At 62.2% G+C, this 16914-nt stretch carries 18 protein-coding genes; 9 read left to right on the top strand and 9 right to left on the bottom strand.

Features of this window, described 5'->3' with window-relative positions:
• The 5 genes from ACQ4WN_RS10120 to queE all read right to left on the bottom strand — a co-directional run bounded on the left by ACQ4WN_RS10120 (window position 1) and on the right by queE (window position 5424).
• Entirely contained in the window at window positions 1-1158 is a 1158-nt protein-coding gene (locus ACQ4WN_RS10120; RefSeq protein ID WP_436551421.1) for a hemin-degrading factor, read from the bottom strand.
• Window positions 1159-1226: 68 nt separating this feature from the next.
• A complete protein-coding gene (locus ACQ4WN_RS10115) occupies window positions 1227-3590 on the bottom strand; it encodes a TonB-dependent receptor domain-containing protein (protein WP_436551420.1) in 2364 nt (787 codons plus the stop codon).
• Between the two features lie 241 nt (window positions 3591-3831).
• Window positions 3832-4341 carry a tRNA adenosine(34) deaminase TadA gene (gene tadA / locus ACQ4WN_RS10110; RefSeq protein ID WP_436551419.1) on the bottom strand — a complete coding sequence of 170 codons (510 nt, stop codon included), beginning with the start codon at window positions 4339-4341 and terminating at the stop codon, window positions 3832-3834.
• Window positions 4334-4780 (bottom strand): 6-carboxytetrahydropterin synthase QueD, encoded by a 447-nt coding sequence (gene queD, locus ACQ4WN_RS10105; protein WP_035819191.1) that lies wholly within the window; start codon window positions 4778-4780, stop codon window positions 4334-4336. The genes tadA and queD overlap by 8 nt, the downstream gene beginning before the upstream one ends.
• 8 nt (window positions 4781-4788) lie before the next feature.
• Complete coding sequence (queE, locus tag ACQ4WN_RS10100) at window positions 4789-5424, bottom strand: 7-carboxy-7-deazaguanine synthase (RefSeq protein ID WP_436551418.1); 636 nt, start codon at window positions 5422-5424, stop codon at window positions 4789-4791.
• A 289-nt stretch (window positions 5425-5713) separates the two neighbouring features.
• On the opposite strand from queE, the gene ACQ4WN_RS10095 reads away from it, so the two are divergent.
• The 8 genes from ACQ4WN_RS10095 (at window position 5714) to ACQ4WN_RS10060 (ending at window position 12894) form a co-directional block, all read left to right on the top strand.
• On the top strand, window positions 5714-5923 hold the full coding sequence (locus tag ACQ4WN_RS10095; RefSeq protein ID WP_436551417.1) for a hypothetical protein: 210 nt from the start codon (window positions 5714-5716) through the stop codon (window positions 5921-5923).
• Window positions 5924-5944: 21 nt separating this feature from the next.
• The gene (locus tag ACQ4WN_RS10090) at window positions 5945-6601 is read left to right on the top strand and encodes a sensor histidine kinase (RefSeq protein ID WP_436551416.1); all 657 of its coding nucleotides are present in this window, start codon (window positions 5945-5947) and stop codon (window positions 6599-6601) included.
• A 94-nt stretch (window positions 6602-6695) separates the two neighbouring features.
• Entirely contained in the window at window positions 6696-7682 is a 987-nt protein-coding gene (locus ACQ4WN_RS10085) for a sensor domain-containing diguanylate cyclase (protein WP_436551415.1), read from the top strand.
• A 70-nt stretch (window positions 7683-7752) separates the two neighbouring features.
• Window positions 7753-8040, top strand: coding sequence for a type II toxin-antitoxin system prevent-host-death family antitoxin (locus ACQ4WN_RS10080; RefSeq protein ID WP_436551414.1), 288 nt, complete (start codon window positions 7753-7755; stop codon window positions 8038-8040).
• 1 nt (window position 8041) lies between these two features.
• Window positions 8042-8374 (top strand): type II toxin-antitoxin system RelE/ParE family toxin, encoded by a 333-nt coding sequence (locus ACQ4WN_RS10075; protein ID WP_436551413.1) that lies wholly within the window; start codon window positions 8042-8044, stop codon window positions 8372-8374.
• A gap of 101 nt (window positions 8375-8475) precedes the next feature.
• Window positions 8476-11364: a M16 family metallopeptidase gene (locus tag ACQ4WN_RS10070; protein WP_436551412.1), complete on the top strand. Its 2889-nt coding sequence runs from the start codon at window positions 8476-8478 to the stop codon at window positions 11362-11364.
• 244 nt (window positions 11365-11608) lie between these two features.
• On the top strand, window positions 11609-12298 hold the full coding sequence (locus ACQ4WN_RS10065; RefSeq protein ID WP_436551411.1) for a hypothetical protein: 690 nt from the start codon (window positions 11609-11611) through the stop codon (window positions 12296-12298).
• The gene (locus ACQ4WN_RS10060) at window positions 12295-12894 is read left to right on the top strand and encodes a hypothetical protein (protein ID WP_436551410.1); all 600 of its coding nucleotides are present in this window, start codon (window positions 12295-12297) and stop codon (window positions 12892-12894) included. The genes ACQ4WN_RS10065 and ACQ4WN_RS10060 overlap by 4 nt, the downstream gene beginning before the upstream one ends.
• Before the next feature lie 31 nt (window positions 12895-12925).
• On the opposite strand, the gene ACQ4WN_RS10055 is transcribed toward ACQ4WN_RS10060, so the two are convergent.
• Complete coding sequence (locus ACQ4WN_RS10055; RefSeq protein WP_436551409.1) at window positions 12926-13180, bottom strand: hypothetical protein; 255 nt, start codon at window positions 13178-13180, stop codon at window positions 12926-12928.
• Between the two features lie 20 nt (window positions 13181-13200).
• A complete protein-coding gene (locus ACQ4WN_RS10050; RefSeq protein WP_436551408.1) occupies window positions 13201-13986 on the bottom strand; it encodes a DNA/RNA non-specific endonuclease in 786 nt (261 codons plus the stop codon).
• A 237-nt stretch (window positions 13987-14223) separates the two neighbouring features.
• On the opposite strand from ACQ4WN_RS10050, the gene ACQ4WN_RS10045 reads away from it, so the two are divergent.
• On the top strand, window positions 14224-14751 hold the full coding sequence (locus ACQ4WN_RS10045; protein WP_436551407.1) for an SRPBCC family protein: 528 nt from the start codon (window positions 14224-14226) through the stop codon (window positions 14749-14751).
• A gap of 58 nt (window positions 14752-14809) precedes the next feature.
• On the opposite strand, the gene ACQ4WN_RS10040 is transcribed toward ACQ4WN_RS10045, so the two are convergent.
• Together ACQ4WN_RS10040 and ACQ4WN_RS10035 are read right to left on the bottom strand one after the other, a co-directional pair.
• Window positions 14810-15823: a response regulator gene (locus ACQ4WN_RS10040; RefSeq protein WP_436551406.1), complete on the bottom strand. Its 1014-nt coding sequence runs from the start codon at window positions 15821-15823 to the stop codon at window positions 14810-14812.
• On the bottom strand, window positions 15816-16913 hold the full coding sequence (locus ACQ4WN_RS10035) for a hybrid sensor histidine kinase/response regulator (protein WP_436551405.1): 1098 nt from the start codon (window positions 16911-16913) through the stop codon (window positions 15816-15818). Before ACQ4WN_RS10035 ends, ACQ4WN_RS10040 begins: the two co-directional genes overlap by 8 nt.
• Between the last annotated feature and the right edge of the window lies 1 nt (window position 16914).

Genomic DNA, 16914 nt, shown 5'->3' with positions numbered 1-16914 from the left:
TTACTTGGCCTTAGGCAAGGAATCAGCCAGGTCGACCCAGCTTTGCGGCTGCGGTTTGCCGCGTTCGCGCACGCCGAAGAAAGAGACCACTTGCGTGCCATCGTTATCGAAGAATTCGACCGAGGTGACGCCGCCGCGCTTGACGACCCAGCCGCTGCGCAGGGCCGTGTCGCGGATGTGGAGGTTGAAGTCCGGGTCCAGCACATTGAAGAAGCCGCCGGCGGCCATGGTTTTCTCGATCTTGCCGCTGTAGATCTGCGTCAAGCCTTCATTGCCCAGGAACACCATGATGGCAACCTTGTCCTTCGCCGCATTTTCCAGCAAGGTGCGCAGCGCTGCGGGCGTCACGCGCTCGACCACGCCGGCCGGCGCCAGGCGCAGCGCCTGTTCGCGCGTCAAATGGAATTCACGCATGATTTGCGCAAACTGGTGCACGTCCGTCATGTCTTTCCAGGCCAGCTGGAATTCCTTGACGTCGATCTCGCTGTCCGGCTTTTCGGCCGCTTTCGGCGCCACGGCCAGCACGTTCAATTCCCCGCCTTGCTGGGGCATGCGGAAGTTTGCCACCAGCTTGTCGTAGATGGCCACGCCCGCTTCATTGCGAAGATAAATCTTGTGCACGGCCGTGCCGTTGGCGTCAAAAAATTGCAGGCTGCGCGTCGGCTTGCCGTCGCGGCCTGCTTGTTCCACGGCAAATGCGTATTTCCAGTTTTCAAAGTGGAAGCGCAGGTCGATCGATCCGCCCAGGTAGCCGCCCGCGATATTGCGCTGGCGTGCTTCCGTTTCCGGGTCCTGCCTGGCGTCGGCCTGCTCGGACTTGTCGCCCACCTGCTTGAATTTGCTGGCCACGCCCGTCGTTTCGATGACGCCATTTTCATTGCGCGTGATCGCTTGCACGAGGCCCAGGTCCAGCGCGGCGCGCATGATTTCGCGCGGCTGGTTGCCCTCGGCCTGCAGGCGCGTGACGCCCTTGCCGATGTTGGTGGCCAGCAATTGCGCTTCGGATACACCCAGCGCGCGCGCCGCGTCGCGGATCTGCAGTTTCGGCTGTTCCGTGCGCAAGGTGGACCAGCGTTCCGCCAAGGTGGCTGGGGCCGCGATTGCGTTTGCAATCAGCAGGCTGCCTAGCAGGGATAGAACGAGTTTGGATAACTTCATAGAGAGACCATTCAATCAAACATGGAAAAAAAGAGGGGTCAGTTCAAAGCACCCCTCCCCGGTAAAAATTAGAAGTTGACGCTGAGGCTGGCTGCCACGTTGCGGCCAGGCTTGGCGTAGCGTTCGATCTCGGCGCGGCTGGCGGCCGTGGTGCCGGCGGCCAGGCTGCGCGAGGCGGCGTAATCCCAATACTTGCGATCCGTCAAGTTGTACACGCCGACGATAATCTTGGCGTTCTTGTGCACGTTCCAGTAGGTCGACAAGTCGAAGATGGTGTGGGACGGCACTTTGAAGCGCGGCGCGGTCGTGCCCATGAGCAAGTCGTTCGGCGCCTGTTTGTCACCGGCATGCACTGCCGTCAGCGCCAGGCCGAACAGTTGATTCGCGTGATCGTAGCCGAAGGTCAGCGCCGTCTTGGCCGGCGCCACCGAGGCCAGGCCGCCGCTTTCGCCCGTCAGGGTATTGAAGGAGCGCCCTTTGGCCACGCCCGTGGCCAAGTCGACGTGATAACCCTGCATGACCGTCGCCCAGGCGCCCAGTTCCGCGCGCAGGCTCAGCTCGGCGCCCCAGGTGCGCGCATTGCCGATGTTTTCCGGACGGAACAAGCCCTGGGTGAGGGTCGGGTAATTCACCGGGTCCAAGTCTTGCGCCACGTACTCGATCATGTTCTTGTATTCCGTCTGGTAGACGGAGGCATGCATGCTCAAGCCCCTGGTCACGTCGCCTTTCAAGCCCAGCTCATACGCCTTGCTGGTTTCCTTGCCCAGATTTGCATTACCCAGCACGGCGTAGCCATTACCCGTGCCCGTATAGCTGATGGAATCATAGGTGCCCGTGCGTTCGATCGCCGTCGGCAGGCGCGTGCCGCGCGTGAACGTGGCGTAGGCATGCATTTGTGGCAGCACTTCCACGGACAGGCTCAGGCTCGGCGTGAAGTAGGTGTCGCTGTCCTTGCGTATTTCCTTGGACGCGCCCGGTACGCCGATCGCGTAGTTTTGCAGATTTTTCGGCTCATTCTTGCGGTAGTCGGCGCGCAAGCCCGGCGTCAGGACCGCCTTCTTGCCGCCCACATTGAAACGGTAGTCGTCGCGCACATACAGCGCCAGCTTGGTGCTATCCATGTCGGCCATGCGGTTCTTGCGCGTGATCTGGTGCGCGCCCGTGGCGATGACCGTGCGGTCCTCCACCCAGGGACGGCGCGATTCCCCCTGCTCCAGCTGCACGCCATACACCAGCGCGTTATCGGCATTGACTTGCTTGAACGCTTCCGACGTCAGGCCGATGCTGTCGTTCTTGAAGCTGGTGTCGATGGCGCGCAGGAAAGTGCCGCGATACACATAGCGCCCACTCGTCTGGTCCCCGGTTTTCGCATTCTGCAGATAGACTTTCGAGGTCAGGCGGTCGAACAGGGCGAAGTCCTTCAGCACCACATCATGCCCCAGGCTGACGCGCGTGCGCTTGGTGCTGGAATCCTGCTGCACGCCGTCCGGATACATGGCGCTGACCTTGTTGCGCAGATCGCGCTTGTTCTTGCGCTCGAATATGTCGACCGTCAAATCCAGCTTTTGTTCGCCCGGCAAGGCCCATACCAGCTTGGACAGCAAGGCGTTCGAATGCCAGTCGTCGGGATTGGCGGCGGTGCTGCCGCGCGTATCCATCTGCTCGCCGTCGCGGCGCACGTACACGGCCAGGCCTTGCAGCGTGGCGCCGATCCTGGCAGCCCCTGTCACGGTGTGCGCATTGCTGCGGTCGGCCGTGGCGCGGCCGTATTTGTAGGCCACATAATGGTCTTGCCCTTCGCCCAGATAGTCTTCGGGCGACTTGGTGATGAAGGACACGCCGCCGCCCAGGCCGGGATTGGCGCCGCTGGCGGCTGTCGTACCCGAATCGATGCGCACTTCGCGGAAAGTTTCAGGATCGAAATAATCGCGGCCCGTGCCGAAGGCGTTGAGGGTTGTGCCATCCGGCTTGGGCGCCGCATCCGGCAGGGAAATGCCGTCGACATCCAGGCTGACGCGGTTGCCTTCCAGGCCACGGATGTTGTAGCCCGTATTGCCCGCGCCATCCCACACGCCGCCACCGCCCGAGGCCGCCATCGGCGCGCTGATCAGGCTCTGGTAGCGCACGATGCCGCCCATCTCGGTGACGCCGCGGCGCTCCAGGTCTTCACTGCGGATCACGGTCTTGGTGCCGGCGCGGCGCTCATAGTCCTGTTTGGCATTGACGACGATTTCCGGAAACACGGGCAACTTGCCCGGTTCCTGGGCGGCCGTGCCCGCGTTGACGGCGGTGGTTTGCGCATACACAGGCAGCAGGGGCGCGGCAAACAGGCCCAGCAAGGCGGCGCGCAATACCAGATTGTGGCGGCGAGCGGGAAGTGGCGCGAGGGATACGACGGGTGCAGCGGAGCGCTGCAGAAGCACTGTAGTCATGATGATCCGGTCTAAGAGTAAAGGCTGGCTCTTGAACCCGGATCGATAACGATGCGCAAGGGAAGTTTGCTGGCGAAAACATTACTGTAACACGAATCATTCTCATTTGAGAATGGCAAAGTAGTCTAGACAGATGTTATTTCGCAACAGTTGCAAAAATACCAGCCGGGAAGGCTGGCAGCGATGGCAGGGATGACATGCAGGGCAAGACCATGGCGGCCCCGCCCTGTCAGGGCTGGTGTCAGGCCTGCGGATTGGCCAGCTTGCGCGCTTCCGCCTGCGCGCGGCGGCGCTCGGCAAAGAAGCGCTTGAGGAAGGCGCCGCATTCGTCGGCCAGCACGCCCCCTTCGATGGCCGTCTGGTGATTCAAGGCTGGCTGCTCGAACAGGTTCAGCACGGAACCGCAGGCGCCCGTCTTCGGGTCCCCCGCGCCGTACACCACGCGCGCCAGGCGCGCATGCAGCATGGCGCCCGAGCACATCACGCATGGTTCCAGGGTCACGTACAGTTCGCAGCCTGGCAAGCGGTAGTTGCCCAGCTTTTCGGCGGCTGCGCGCAAGGCCATCACTTCCGCGTGCGCCGTCGGATCGTGGCGGCCAATGGGCTGGTTGTAGCCCACGGCAATGACTTCCCCATCCTTGACGACGACGGCGCCGACGGGCACCTCGCCCAGGTCCCACGCATGCTGGGCCTGCTCCAGGGCCAGCTGCATGTAGCGCGCGTCCTGCGCGCTAGCGTGCGTTTCAGTCATCGGTGACTTCTGCCCAGCAATTCGGTGTTTCATGCAGCACCAGCTTATGCAGGTGCAAGCCCGTGCCGAAATGATCGGTAAATGCCGCTTTCAATATCTCGAAAGCGATGCGCGCCAGGTTTTCCACGGTCGGGATGCGGTCGATGACGACGGTTTTATGGTCGGGCAGGCTTGCCAGGAAGTCGCGCACGGCCGTGTCTTTTTCATACACGAGGAAGGCGTGGTCCCAGACATCGACCAGGTGCTGCTTGGCCAGGGTTTTCACGTCGGAAAAGTCCATGATCATGCCATTGTCGGAATTGCCTTCCGCTTCGATAACCTTGCCGACCAGGGTGATTTCCACCGTGTAGCGGTGGCCGTGCAAGTTGCGGCACTGGCTTTTATGGTCGGGAATGCGGTGGCCCGCGTCGAATTCGAGCTTGCGTGTGATAGTCAGCATAGGTGTTGTTAAGGTATTTGCAGGAGTTTATGGGTTTGCAGGCTCAGCTTCCACTTCGGGTTGCTTTTGCACGTCTCGATGGCCAGCTTCATGTTGTGCGCGGCCAGGGGGCCGTCCATCGCCTGCACGAAGAAGTTCTCGAAATCCAGTTGTTCGTAGGCGGCCAGGTCTTGCTGGAACTGGGGAATGACCACCTTGATTTCATTGCCTTTGTGCACCACCAGGGTGGAGCCCATTTTCGGGCTGACGCAGATCCAGTCCACGCCGTCCGGCACGGGCAAGGTGCCATTGGTTTCGATGGCGATGGTAAAGCCCACCGCGTGCATGGCGTCTATCAGGGCCGTGTCCAGTTGCAGCAAGGGCTCGCCGCCCGTAAACACCACGTATTTACTGGGCGCGTAGCTGGCCGGCCACAGGCTGTCGATCAGCGCGGCCAGTTCCTGGGGCGTCTTGAACTTGCCGCCCAGTTCGCCGTCCGTGCCGACGAAGTCCGTGTCGCAGAACTGGCACACGGCCGTGGCGCGGTCGCTTTCGCGGCCCGTCCACAGGTTGCAGCCGGAAAAGCGGCAAAACACGGCCGGACGGCCCGCGTGCGCACCTTCGCCCTGCAGGGTGTAAAAAATCTCTTTGATGCTATAAGTCACTGTGTTTCCTAAGAGCTGGCTGGCGTTCTCGCGCAAGGCGTCCGCAGCGATGCCGGCGCACAGCGCCGTCACCGAAAAAGCCGATTGACAACCCTCTATTATATGCCGCCGCGACACTTCCCGTGCAAATGTCGTGGCCGCCACCTGGTGCCACGGTGTCAACAGGCAAGAAAGCCACAGCGGCAGGCATAACTGCGTAGCTTTTGCGTTTAGACAATATACATAAACCAAAGTTATTATATTTTCTGTAAGAACATTGCCTACTGGAAAATATTTAGGGAGTAAGGACATGCTGCAACGCTGGATACGCCTGCCGTACCGCCTGAGCATTCTGGCCCGCCTGGCGGCCGGCGCAATCGCTACCCTGCACACCGTGCCGATACTAACGGACGACACACCCGCCACCTTGATGGCGGCATGTGACATCCTGTTGGGCGCGATGGCGCTGCTGCTGTGGCGCCGGCACCGGCTGGCGTTGCGCCGGCAGACGCTGGAATAACTGCGCGCTGACGCCGAGCAGGTGCGCCTGGCCAGCGGGCAGCGCAAGGCACGCGAGCAGGAACGCCTGCGCATCGGGCGCGACATCCACGACGACCTGGGCCAGCATTTGCTGACCCTGAAAATCGACATGTCCATGCTGCAGGCCGGCACGCGTGGCGCGACGCCCCAGCTGGCACGACAACTGGCCGGGATGGCGCGCAATGTCGACCTCAGTATCGCGGCGCTGCGCCGCGTCATCCACGACCTGCGCCCGCCCGCCCTCGATGCCGGTCTGCAAGCGGCGTGCGACGACTTGCTGGCGGACTTCCAGCGCAGCACGGGCATCGACTGCAGCTGCGATTACCGGCTCGACGCCGCCGCCGGCAGCGCGCACGCTCCACTGCTATACCACGCGCTGCAGGAAGCGCTGGCCAATATCGCCCGCCATGCGCGCGCCACGCATGTCCAGCTGTGCCTGCAGCAAGCGGGCGACACCCTGGCATGGCGCATCAGCGACGACGGCGTCGGGCTGTCGGGCTCGCCGCCACGCCTCGGTTGCGGCCTGTCCGGCATGCATGAGCGCGTGACGGCCGCAGGAGGCAAGCTGCACATCGACAGCCGCAGCGGCGCCGGCACCACCTTGCACCTGTCGCTACCGCTGCCAGGCTGCCACGACGAAGCGATGGTCCATCGCTGAAAATATTGCTCCACATCAACACCGTCGCTACGCCACGCTGCATCATGACCAAGGAGCCCGCCCCCACCCGTTCACGCCCAGGAAGGATGCATACATGCCGGATAGCCATGCACGTGTCAGCGCATCGCCCTGCGATGAAGCCCAGGGTTTCGCCGTCAAGATGATGGAGTTGCTGGTGGTGCCCACCTTTGTCCTCGATGCGCATGGGCGGGTGATGATCTGGAACCGCGCCTGCGAGCAGCTGACGGGCGTGCCGGCCAGCGAAGTGCTGGGCACGCACGAGCCGGGCCGCTGCTTTTACAACGACGAGCGCCCCACCCTGGCCGACCTGCTGCTGGCCGGACGCGGCGGCGACATGCGCGCGCTGCAGGTACAGCAGCAATACCGCAGCAGCACGGGCAGCAATCTGTGTGCGGAAAACTGGTGCGACATGCCGCGCACGGGCCGGCGCCGCTACCTGGCCGTCGATGCCAGCCCCATCTACGGCAATGGCGACGAACTGATCGCCGTGGTCGAAACCCTGCGCGACATGACCGATGAAAAACGCGCGCAGGTGGAACTGGAACGCCTGGCCACGCGCGATGGCTTGACGGGCCTGGCGAACCGGCGCTGTTTCGACGACACCATCCTGGCCGAATGGCAGCGCGCCCAGCGGCAGGGCCAGCCCCTGTCGCTACTGATGGTCGATGTCGACAACTTCAAGGAATACAACGACAGCCACGGCCACCAGGGCGGCGACCTGTGCCTGCGCAAGGTGGCTGGCGCCGTCGCCAGCGAAATGCGCACGAACGACATGGTGGCCCGCTATGGCGGCGAAGAGTTTGCCGTCATCCTGCCAAACCAGTCGCTGAAGGGCGCGGCCATCGTCGCCGAACGCATCCGCCAGCGCGTGGAGCGGCTGCAACTGCCGCGCAAGCGCTCCGACGGTGCCTGCGTCACTGTCAGCATCGGCGCCGCCACGGCCCTGCCCGGTCCCGGCACAGAACTGGGACAATTGATCCACACGGCCGACTGCGCCATGTACCGCGCCAAGCACCTGGGCCGCAACCGCATCAGCCTGCCGGAAACCACGCTCACGTAAGCGACAAGGGAGCACGACCAAATTTGGTGTATATTTGGTCCTGTCACACTTTGACTCATTCGGAGCCGCCATGAACCTCAAGGAACGCATCAAGCCAATTTCCTTCCTCAAGGCCAATACGACCGAGATCGTCAACAGCTTTGACGCGGGCCAGGACGAGCCCATCATCATCACGCAAAATGGCGAAGCGAAGATGGTCGTGCTGTCCATGCACGCGTACCAGGAAGGCAAACGGCAGGCGCAGCAGATGCAGGAACAGCACGCGTTCATGAAGCTGATCGCCATGGGCAACCAGGAAATCGCACGCGGCGACGTGGTGTCCGAAGAAGACTTCCTGGCCAGCCTCGACCAGGCTTGAGATGACGCGCCTCGTCGTACTGAAAAGCGCCGCAGCCGATTTCAGGGAATTGCACAGCGACTTCCAGGCGCGCCATGCGGCAGCGACCTGCGAGCATTTCACCCCGGCCTTTCGGCAACTCTTTGCCGATCTGAAGACTTATCCCGACAGTGGCGCGCCCATCGAAGAAGCCCGCGACCTCGGCCTGGACGTGCGGCAGCGCCTGTGCCACGACATCCGCGTCGTGTACCACCATGACCGTGCGCACGGCATCGTGTATATCCGCATGTTCCTGCCGACCCGGCGCAATTTTCTCAGTCACCTCACCACGCGCATCCTGCAGCCTGACTTCTAGGCGTCATTCCTCGTTGCACATCCTGCCCCTATGCACGGCGGCATGAATATTCTATGCTGCGGCGTTGCACTTTCATAACATCCCAAAAAGAAGGAGCCCCCGTGTCAAGAGTCATGCCCGCATTGCTGCCCACATTCATCCCCGCTTTCGCCCTCGCCCTGTCGGCCATGGCCTCGTCGAATCTGGCCGCCGCGCCAGTCAAACCGGCTACCACTCACAGCGCCACTGCCAGCAAGGCCGATTTGCTGCCGTTCAAGGCCACCGAAAAGACCCTGGCCAATGGATTAAAGATCATCATCGTGCCAACCGGCTTCCCCAACCTGGTCTCGCTGCAGATTCCCGTGCAGACGGGCTCGCGCAATGAAGTCGAACCGGGCAAATCCGGTTTCGCGCATTTCTTCGAGCACATGATGTTCCGTGGCACCAAGGCCTATCCGCCCGAGAAATACCAGGAAGTCATCACCCGCGCCGGCGCGCGCCAGAACGCGTACACCAGCGACGATTTGACCAATTACCACACCACGTTTGCCAGGCAAGACCTGGAAACCGTGCTGAAGGTGGAGGCAGACCGCTTCCAGCACCTCGATTACGCGGAAGATGCGTTCAAGACGGAATCGCGGGCCGTGCTGGGCGAATACAACAAGAACAGCGCCAATCCCGTCTCGAAACTGTTTGAAGTGATGCGCGACAGCGCCTACACGACGCATACCTACAAACACACGACGATGGGTTTTATCCAGGATATCGAAGACATGCCGAACCAGTACGCGTACTCGAAGCTCTTCTTCGACCGCTGGTACCGTCCCGAGCGCACCACCATCATCATCGCCGGCGACGTGGAGCCGCAGCAAGCCATCGCGCTGGTGGAAAAATACTGGAGCGGCTGGCAGCGTGGCAAGCAGCAGGCGGCCGTGCCCGTGGAACCTGCGCCGCGCGGCCCCGTCTACAAGCACGTGGCCTGGCCCACGCCGACCCTGCCATGGGTAGCCGTGGGCTTCCACGCGCCCGCGTTTTCCGTGAAAGACAAGGACCAGGCCGCGCTGGCAACGTTGCTGTCGCTGTCGTTCGGCCGCACTTCGCCGCTGTACAAGCGTTTGGTGCAGAACGAGCAAAAGGTCGACCAATTGTTCGAGATGACGCCGGACCGCGTCGATCCGACCCTGGCCGTGCTCGGCGCGCGCGTGAAAAACATCGATGACGCCGTCTACGTGCGCGACGCCATCCTGGCCACCGTGGCGCAGCTGCGCGACACGCTAGTGAGCGAGAAAGACCTGGCGGACGCCAAGTCGGCCGAAAAATACGGCTTGATCCGCTCGCTAGACAACACGGAGCAGATCGCCGGCACCCTGGCGTCCTTCGTGCATTTCGACCGCTCGTACGCCACCATCAACCAGTACTACCGTCTGATCGATACGCTCACGCCGGCCGACCTGCAGGCGGCCGCGCGCAAATACCTGACGGACGAGGGCCTGGTGGTGACCACCCTGTCGCATCAGCCGATGGCAGCGGCCATCGCCACCACGCCGAAGCTGGCCAGCCTGCTGCCCGCCGCCTCGAACGCCAGGTTCGACGTGCTGGTGCAAAAATCCGCGCTGCCGCAAATCCGCTACAAGCTGCTGTTTACGGCCGGTTCCGCACAAGATCCGCAAGGCAAGGAAGGCCTGGCCGCGCTGACGGCCGCCATGGTGGCGTCCGGTGGTTCGTCCGAGCGCAAGATCGACGAGGTCAACCAGGCCCTGTTCCCGCTGGCCGGCAGCTTTTCCCAGCAGACGGACAAGGAAATGACGACTTTCACGGGCTCCATCCACAGGGATAACTGGACGCAGTTCAACGCCATCGCCCTGCCGCTGCTGCTCTCGCCCGGTTTCCGCGAAGACGACTTCCGCCGCCTGAAGGATGCGCAAAAGAACGCGCTGTTGCTGGACCTGAAGGACAATAACGAAGAGGAATTCGCCAAGGAGCGCCTGCAAACCAATGTCTACGCGAGTACGCCGTATGGCCACCCGGTGCTGGGCACGGTGGCCGGCATCGACGCCATCACGCTCGACGATGTGAAACAGTTCTGGAAGAGCGCGTATGCGCAAGGTGCCGTCAAGGTGGGCATTTCCGGCGATGTGTCCGACGCCATGACAGCCTCGTTGACACAGGCACTCGGCAAACTGCCGGCCGGCCCAGGCTTGCCGGCCACCACGAAACCCGCGGGCCGCAAGGCGCAGGGACTGGAAGTGGAAATCATCGAGAAAAACACGCGCGCCACGGCGATTTCCTTCGGCCTGCCGCTCGACGTGACCCGCACGCACCCGGACTTCCCCGCCCTGTGGCTGGCGAAGACCTGGCTGGGCGAGCACCGCGCCTCGAATTCCTACCTGTACCAGCGCATCCGCGAAATTCGCGGCATGAACTATGGCGATTACGCGTACATCGAAGCCTTCCCGCGCGGCATGGTTCAGTTCTTCCCGAACCCGAACCTGGGCCGCAAGGCGCAGTTGTTCGAAATCTGGATACGCCCCGTGGCGCCGGACAACGCCCACTTCGCCTTGCGCGTGGCCCTGACGGAATTGGGCAAGCTGGTCGACAACGGCTTGACGCAGGACGATTTCGCCACCACGCGCGACTACCTGATGAAAAATGTGTTCGTCATGACCTCGACGCAGGACCAGCAACTGGGTTACGCGCTCGATTCGCAATGGTATGGCACGCCCGAGTTCACCAAGCTGATGCGCGACGGCTTGTCGAAGCTGACGGTGGCCGATGTCAACCGTGCCATCAAACAGCATCTGTCGGCAAAGAACCTGTCCGTGGTGATTGTCGCCAAGGATGCGGCCGGCTTGAAGGAAAAGCTCGTCAGCGACGCGTTTTCTCCCATCAAGTACGACGGCAACAAGCCGCAGGCGCTGCTCGATGAAGACAAAGTCATCGGCGCAATGAAGCTGAACATCAAGCCGGAAGCGGTGACGATCACGCCGGCAAGCGACGCGTTCGCCAAGTAAGCCGGCGCTGTATCAGCCCCATCCGATGCAGGCCGTCGGATGGGATTCCATTCCGCACGGGCGCCTGCCGCGCGCCCTGCCGTAGCAAATTCATAGCGCGTACATCCTCATGACATCCGAAGTATTCGATTCTCCACGACCGGAGACGCTCCCGCCGACCACGCCCGACAGCAGCCAGGCGAGACGCCCGCGTCCCCCAGCCGTCACGGTGACTGCCTATTTTTTACTCATGAACGCGGGTGGCATGGTCACTTATTTCCTGCTATTTGGCCGCCACATGGCGTCCGGTGCGCTGCAGTTGCTTGAAGCATGTGGCTATGGCAATTTTTTCATTGCCATGGGTCTGCTTTGCGCACAACGCTGGGCGCGCATGGCCTACGTCATCGCGGGCATGATCAGCATGGGGGTGATGATCACCATCGAATCACCGGCACAGGGCAGCCTCGCCCTGCGACTGCTGTTTGCAGTACCGGCGTTCGCGGCCTTCCTCTACCTGCTGTACCGCGAGGATGCCCGGCTCTACTTTGCATCAGCGAAACTGCCCCGCCCCAGCCCTGGCGGCCGGCGGCGCATCGGCGCGTGCCTGTACATCATCGCTGCCGTCTATGCCTACTGGTGCCTGAATGCGATTGTATTGGGCATTACCGAGATCTATCCGGCAAGCCTGCATCGCGACAAGCTGCTCTTTATTGCCTTGCCGATCATTTTTATCGCGGAGTGGGTGGGCAAGACACCGGGCCGCCTGGCCAGGGCCGGCATCCTGGCCACTGCATTCGCCCTGTACCTGGTGCAGATGTTTTTCTATAAATATATGTCACCGTACGCCGTTCAAATGGGGCCGTCGCTGTGGCAACTGCGGAACTGGGCCATCGGCATGAGCGGCATCGCGATTGCCCTGCATTATCTGCAATGGTCACGGGGCCAGCGAAAATGATGATCAGCGCTGACACTGCACAAGCAATGATATTGCGGCTCTGCGAAGGCGATCCGCAGTCGCCGCACTACATGAAGCACGCGATCCAGTGTTGTGTCCTGTCCGAACGCGGCGACTACTGGATCATCCGCGCCAATTCCGAGGCATACGTGGTGCATGGACGCAGCGAATTTTGCTACGTCGGCGTCAATGCATTCCTGCTTGACGTCCTGTCGGGCAAGATCGAGACCGTTGTGAGCGGAAACCATGTCAGTAACTATCTGCAGGATAAATATGACGTCCGCGACGCGGCCGGCCAGGCCTACGTGCTTGAACCTGCCTTTGAGCGGACAGACAAAGCAGCGGTCATCCGCCTGCGGCAAACCCTCGCTTGTCGCCTGCCCCAGGCCCTGGCACTGCTGTCGCCTGAACATCGCAGCTGGCTGACGGGACAGCGCCGCGTAATGCAGTGGGCGCAACGCGAGCTCATGGCAAAAGGCGTGGCAACCGAAGTCATGCTGCGCCCGGGGCCGGGCGGCGCATCGTACATTCCAGAGCAGATCTGGCATTGGGATTTGCTGCTGGCCGAACTCAAGCGGCTTCCCGGCCTGGCCTGACGCTATTGAAGCGGCCCGGCCATGGCCAACGTCACTCGAAGGGATTGGCCACCGACGTCACCTCGGGCGGCGGCAGCTGGTCGGGCAGTTCCTGCTTTTCCAGCTGCGCCACCACGTCGCCCAGCAGTTTTTGCAGCTGTTTCGCCAGGGCCAGGCCCGGCTTGTCCTGGGTCAGGTCGATGTCGCCGCTGATGCTGATACGGTCGATGCGGTTTTCGACGGTCATGCCGCCGATCTCCAGCACATCGCTTTCATTGGCATACGGGACGAATTTCTTTGCGCACATGGGATTTCCTCTCAAGGGGATTATTTTTTGGACTTGCTATTAATCTTCGGCAAACTCAGCATGCGAAGCTTTTGCTGGCGCGTCAGCGACGGTAACAGATCGATGCCTATCCTGTCTTCCAGTTGCGCAATGCTCAGCACTTCATACGTCTTGGTATCGACGTTTGCTATGAAATAGGCGGCGCCGGCGCGCTGGCGCGGGCTGTACACGGCCTTGTACAGATGGCTGGGCACGATCACCCTGCCCACCTTGCGCAAGTTTCCGCCAATAAAGGCCGGCCCCGTGATCACGTACAAATCGCCCTCCTTCTTCGCCATCTTGCGTACGGCACCTTCGATACCGGCCCACACATAACGGTTGTTGCGCGCGTCCTGCGGCACCATATTGGCCAGTGTAAAGCTGTCGTGCTGGCTCTGGCGGTCCGGCATGTCGCCGTTCGGCGCCATGTGGCCACGGTCAAATCCGCTGCGCGCATAATCGGCCAGTTCCGCGCGCTGGGCGGCGGGCAGCTTGCGTTCGGCATGGAAGGAATTTTCGCGCGACAAGTCCTGCGCCGCGTCCAGGTTGTTCACTGTCAAGTGTTCAGCCGACCACAGGGGCGTGCGCGTAATCCCCGAGTGCATCACGCCAAACACGTTGTAGCACAGCTCTTTCGTCGCCACGTCCAGCTTGGGGTTGGTGATTTCCGGCTTACGGCCATCGACGTAATGGGCAGGACAGGCATCGGCATGCGCCAGGTTGGCGGCAAAGGCGGAAGCCAGCAAGCCGCACGCCAGGGTCAGCCTGGCGATCGATCGTTGAATCATATTTCCCTCAGAAATCTTTGCAGGCGAGCATTCTAGCGGACGCCGGCCCTCACCACAAACCTGCACAAACCTGGCGTGCGCGCCTGTGCGCGACGGCGAACTGGCGTGCAGACGGACGTGCAGGCGGCCCGGCGCAGAGCTGGCGCAAATAAAGGCCAACAGGCTGCGCACAGCCATTCATATCTGCTAAGATTGCCTTGATTTGTTCGCATCGACCATTCAAGATTTGGAGAGCATATGATCAAAAAAACCCTGCTGCTGATCGTTGTCGTCGTCGCCGCCGTCTTCGGCTATGCCACCACCAAGCCCGATACCTTTAGTGTCCAGCGCGAAATCACCATCAAGGCCCCGCCCGAGAAAATCGCCGCCCTGATCACGGATTTCCACTACTGGGCTGCCTGGTCGCCGTGGGAAAAGCTCGATCCGGCCATGCGCCGCACCTTTGCGGGCCCGGCCACTGGCCTGGGCGCGCAATATGCGTGGCAAGGCAACGACAAGGTGGGCGCCGGCCGCATGGAAATCACCGAAGCGGCCCAGCCCGAGCGCACCGTCATCAAGCTGGACTTCCTCAAACCGTTCGAAAGCCATAACACCACCACCTTCAGCATGACACCCGAGGGCGAAGGCACCAAGGTGAACTGGACCATGACAGGCCCCAGCCCTTACGTCAGCAAGGTCATGACGGTCTTCGTCAGCATGGACAGGATGATCGGCAAGGATTTTGAAAAAGGCTTGAACAACCTGAAGGCGGCTGCGGAACAATAAGTTCAACCCTTAGCCGCCTCCGACAGGGCCGCATGGCCCTGTTTTATTTTGCGCACCGTCAGAACTGCTCGATCCAGGCGGCCAGATGGTCCGGCGTGAGCGCCGGTTCAGCCTGCACCACCTTGCCCTGCAAGCCCAGTTCCGTCTTGCTCAGTTGCAAGGACCAGCCACGCCGCGCCAGCCACAGCAAGCTGGCCAGCCAGAACGAGTGGATAGATGAGACGGGCGTGGTAGTGGGCGTTTCCAGAAATTCCGTCAGCAGGCGCCCATCGAGGAACAGCGCCGTGCCACCCAGGTTTTGCAGCGCTGCGCCAAACACGGGCAGCAGCATGTCGATCGCTTGCTCCACGCCACGCCCCGGATGCTCGCGCTCGAGCGTGTCGAGCTGCTGGCGCACGGCGGCGGCAAAAGCGGTGCCGCGGAAGGCTTCCGAACTGACCAGGTCGGCATAATCCATCAGCAGCCAGTCCGGTTCGGGCGGCGTGACGCCGGCCGTCAGGGCTGCCGACAAATACGCTTCCACAGGCAGCTGCTGTTCCGCACCGGCCAGGCTGGCGCACAGGGCGTACAGGGCGCCGATGCGGTTGGCGACGGCTTGCCGCTGGCGCACCATCAGCTTTTCGCGCAGCAGTTGGGCGTGTTCATTGCGCAGCCGCGCCAGCTCCAGCGCCTGCTTCAATTCCATGCGCAGGGCCGCGATATCCCACGGCTTCTGGATGTAGCGGTGGATCTGCCCCTGGTTGACGGCTTCCACCGTGTGCTCCAGTTCGGAATACGCGGTGGTCAGGATGCGCACGATGTGCGGATGGCGGTCCCAGGCGTATGACAGCAACTCGTTGCCGTAGGCACCGGGCATGCGCTGGTCCGACACCAGCACCGCGATGCGGTCGGCCTGCTCGTCGAGGATGCGCTTGCCCTCCTCGACCGAGGTGGCCGTCAGCACGTCAGCCAACGGCGCGATGGCGCGCTGGAAATATTTGAGGGCGTTGGCCTCGTCATCGACATAGAGTATCGTCGGCAAGCCTTGCGTCGGCTCACGCTGAGCCGGCAAACGCAGATTGGCGTCAATCATGCTCGTTCCTTATATGTACTGGAAAATTCAGGGTTACCGTGGTGGAACTGCCAAACTCGGTGGCGATATCGAGGTTGCCGCCGAACGATTGCATCATGCGGTGGCAAAACACCATGCCCCAGCCCTTGCCTTCATCGCCGCTGGCACTGACGGGGTCGATCAACAGCTGCGCGACAATCTCGGGGGCGATGCCGGCGCCATTGTCGCGCACCGTGATGCGGCCGGCATCGATGCGGATGCCGATGGCAGGATGGGCTTGCTCATCGGCCGAGCGCAAGGCATTCGCCAGCACGGACGACAGAATCAGCGCGACGCAGTTGGGTGACTCGGCAATGGCGAAATCTTCGCCCTGCTCGACCGTGATGGCGGCGCGCTGGGCCGTGCTCAAGGGATAACTGTCGAGCAAGGCGGCCAGCAGCTGGCGCGCGCTGCCGGCGCGGCGTCCGCCTTGCATGCCCGGCCCGGCACTGGCCAGACGCACCGTGTCGACAAAGCTGGCCAGCACGGACAAACAATAGCGCGCATTATCGTGCATCAAGGCGGCCGCTTCGCCTATCTCGGCCTGCGGTGCGGAGTCCGCCTGCGCGCGGCGCGCGATGCCGCGCGCAAAATTGGCGATGGCCGCCAGCGGCGTGTTCAATTCATGCGCGAGGAAGGCCAGCGACTCTTCCATCGCCACCAGCGCCTGGCGGCGCGCGGCGCGCTCGCGTCCCGTCTGCACGGCCAATTGCAGCGCCGTTTGCATGGCGGGCAAGTCGAGCGGCTTTTCCAGCAGGCGGAATAGCGCACCGCCGTTGATCAGTTCCAGCAGCACATCCTTGTCCGCATACGCCGTCACCAGCATGCAGACGATGTGCGGGTAGTGCTGCGCCACTTCCTGCAGCAGCTCGCTGCCCAGGCGGTCCGGCATGCGGTAATCGGTAACGAGCACGTCGACCTGGGCGCCATTGTCTGCCAGCAAAGCGAGCGCCGCATCGACGCTCTGCGCCGTCAGCACGCGGTAGCGCGCACCGATGGCGCGCTCGAAATACTTGCACGCCAGCGCTTCGTCATCCACATACAGCACGCTGGCGCGGCTATCGTTGTCCATG

The organism is Janthinobacterium pasteuri (assembly GCF_051380775.1).
In the GTDB taxonomy this organism is placed as follows: domain Bacteria; phylum Pseudomonadota; class Gammaproteobacteria; order Burkholderiales; family Burkholderiaceae_D; genus Janthinobacterium.
Note: the sequence above shows the minus strand (reverse complement) of the source record. Positions and strands in the feature narration are given on the sequence as shown.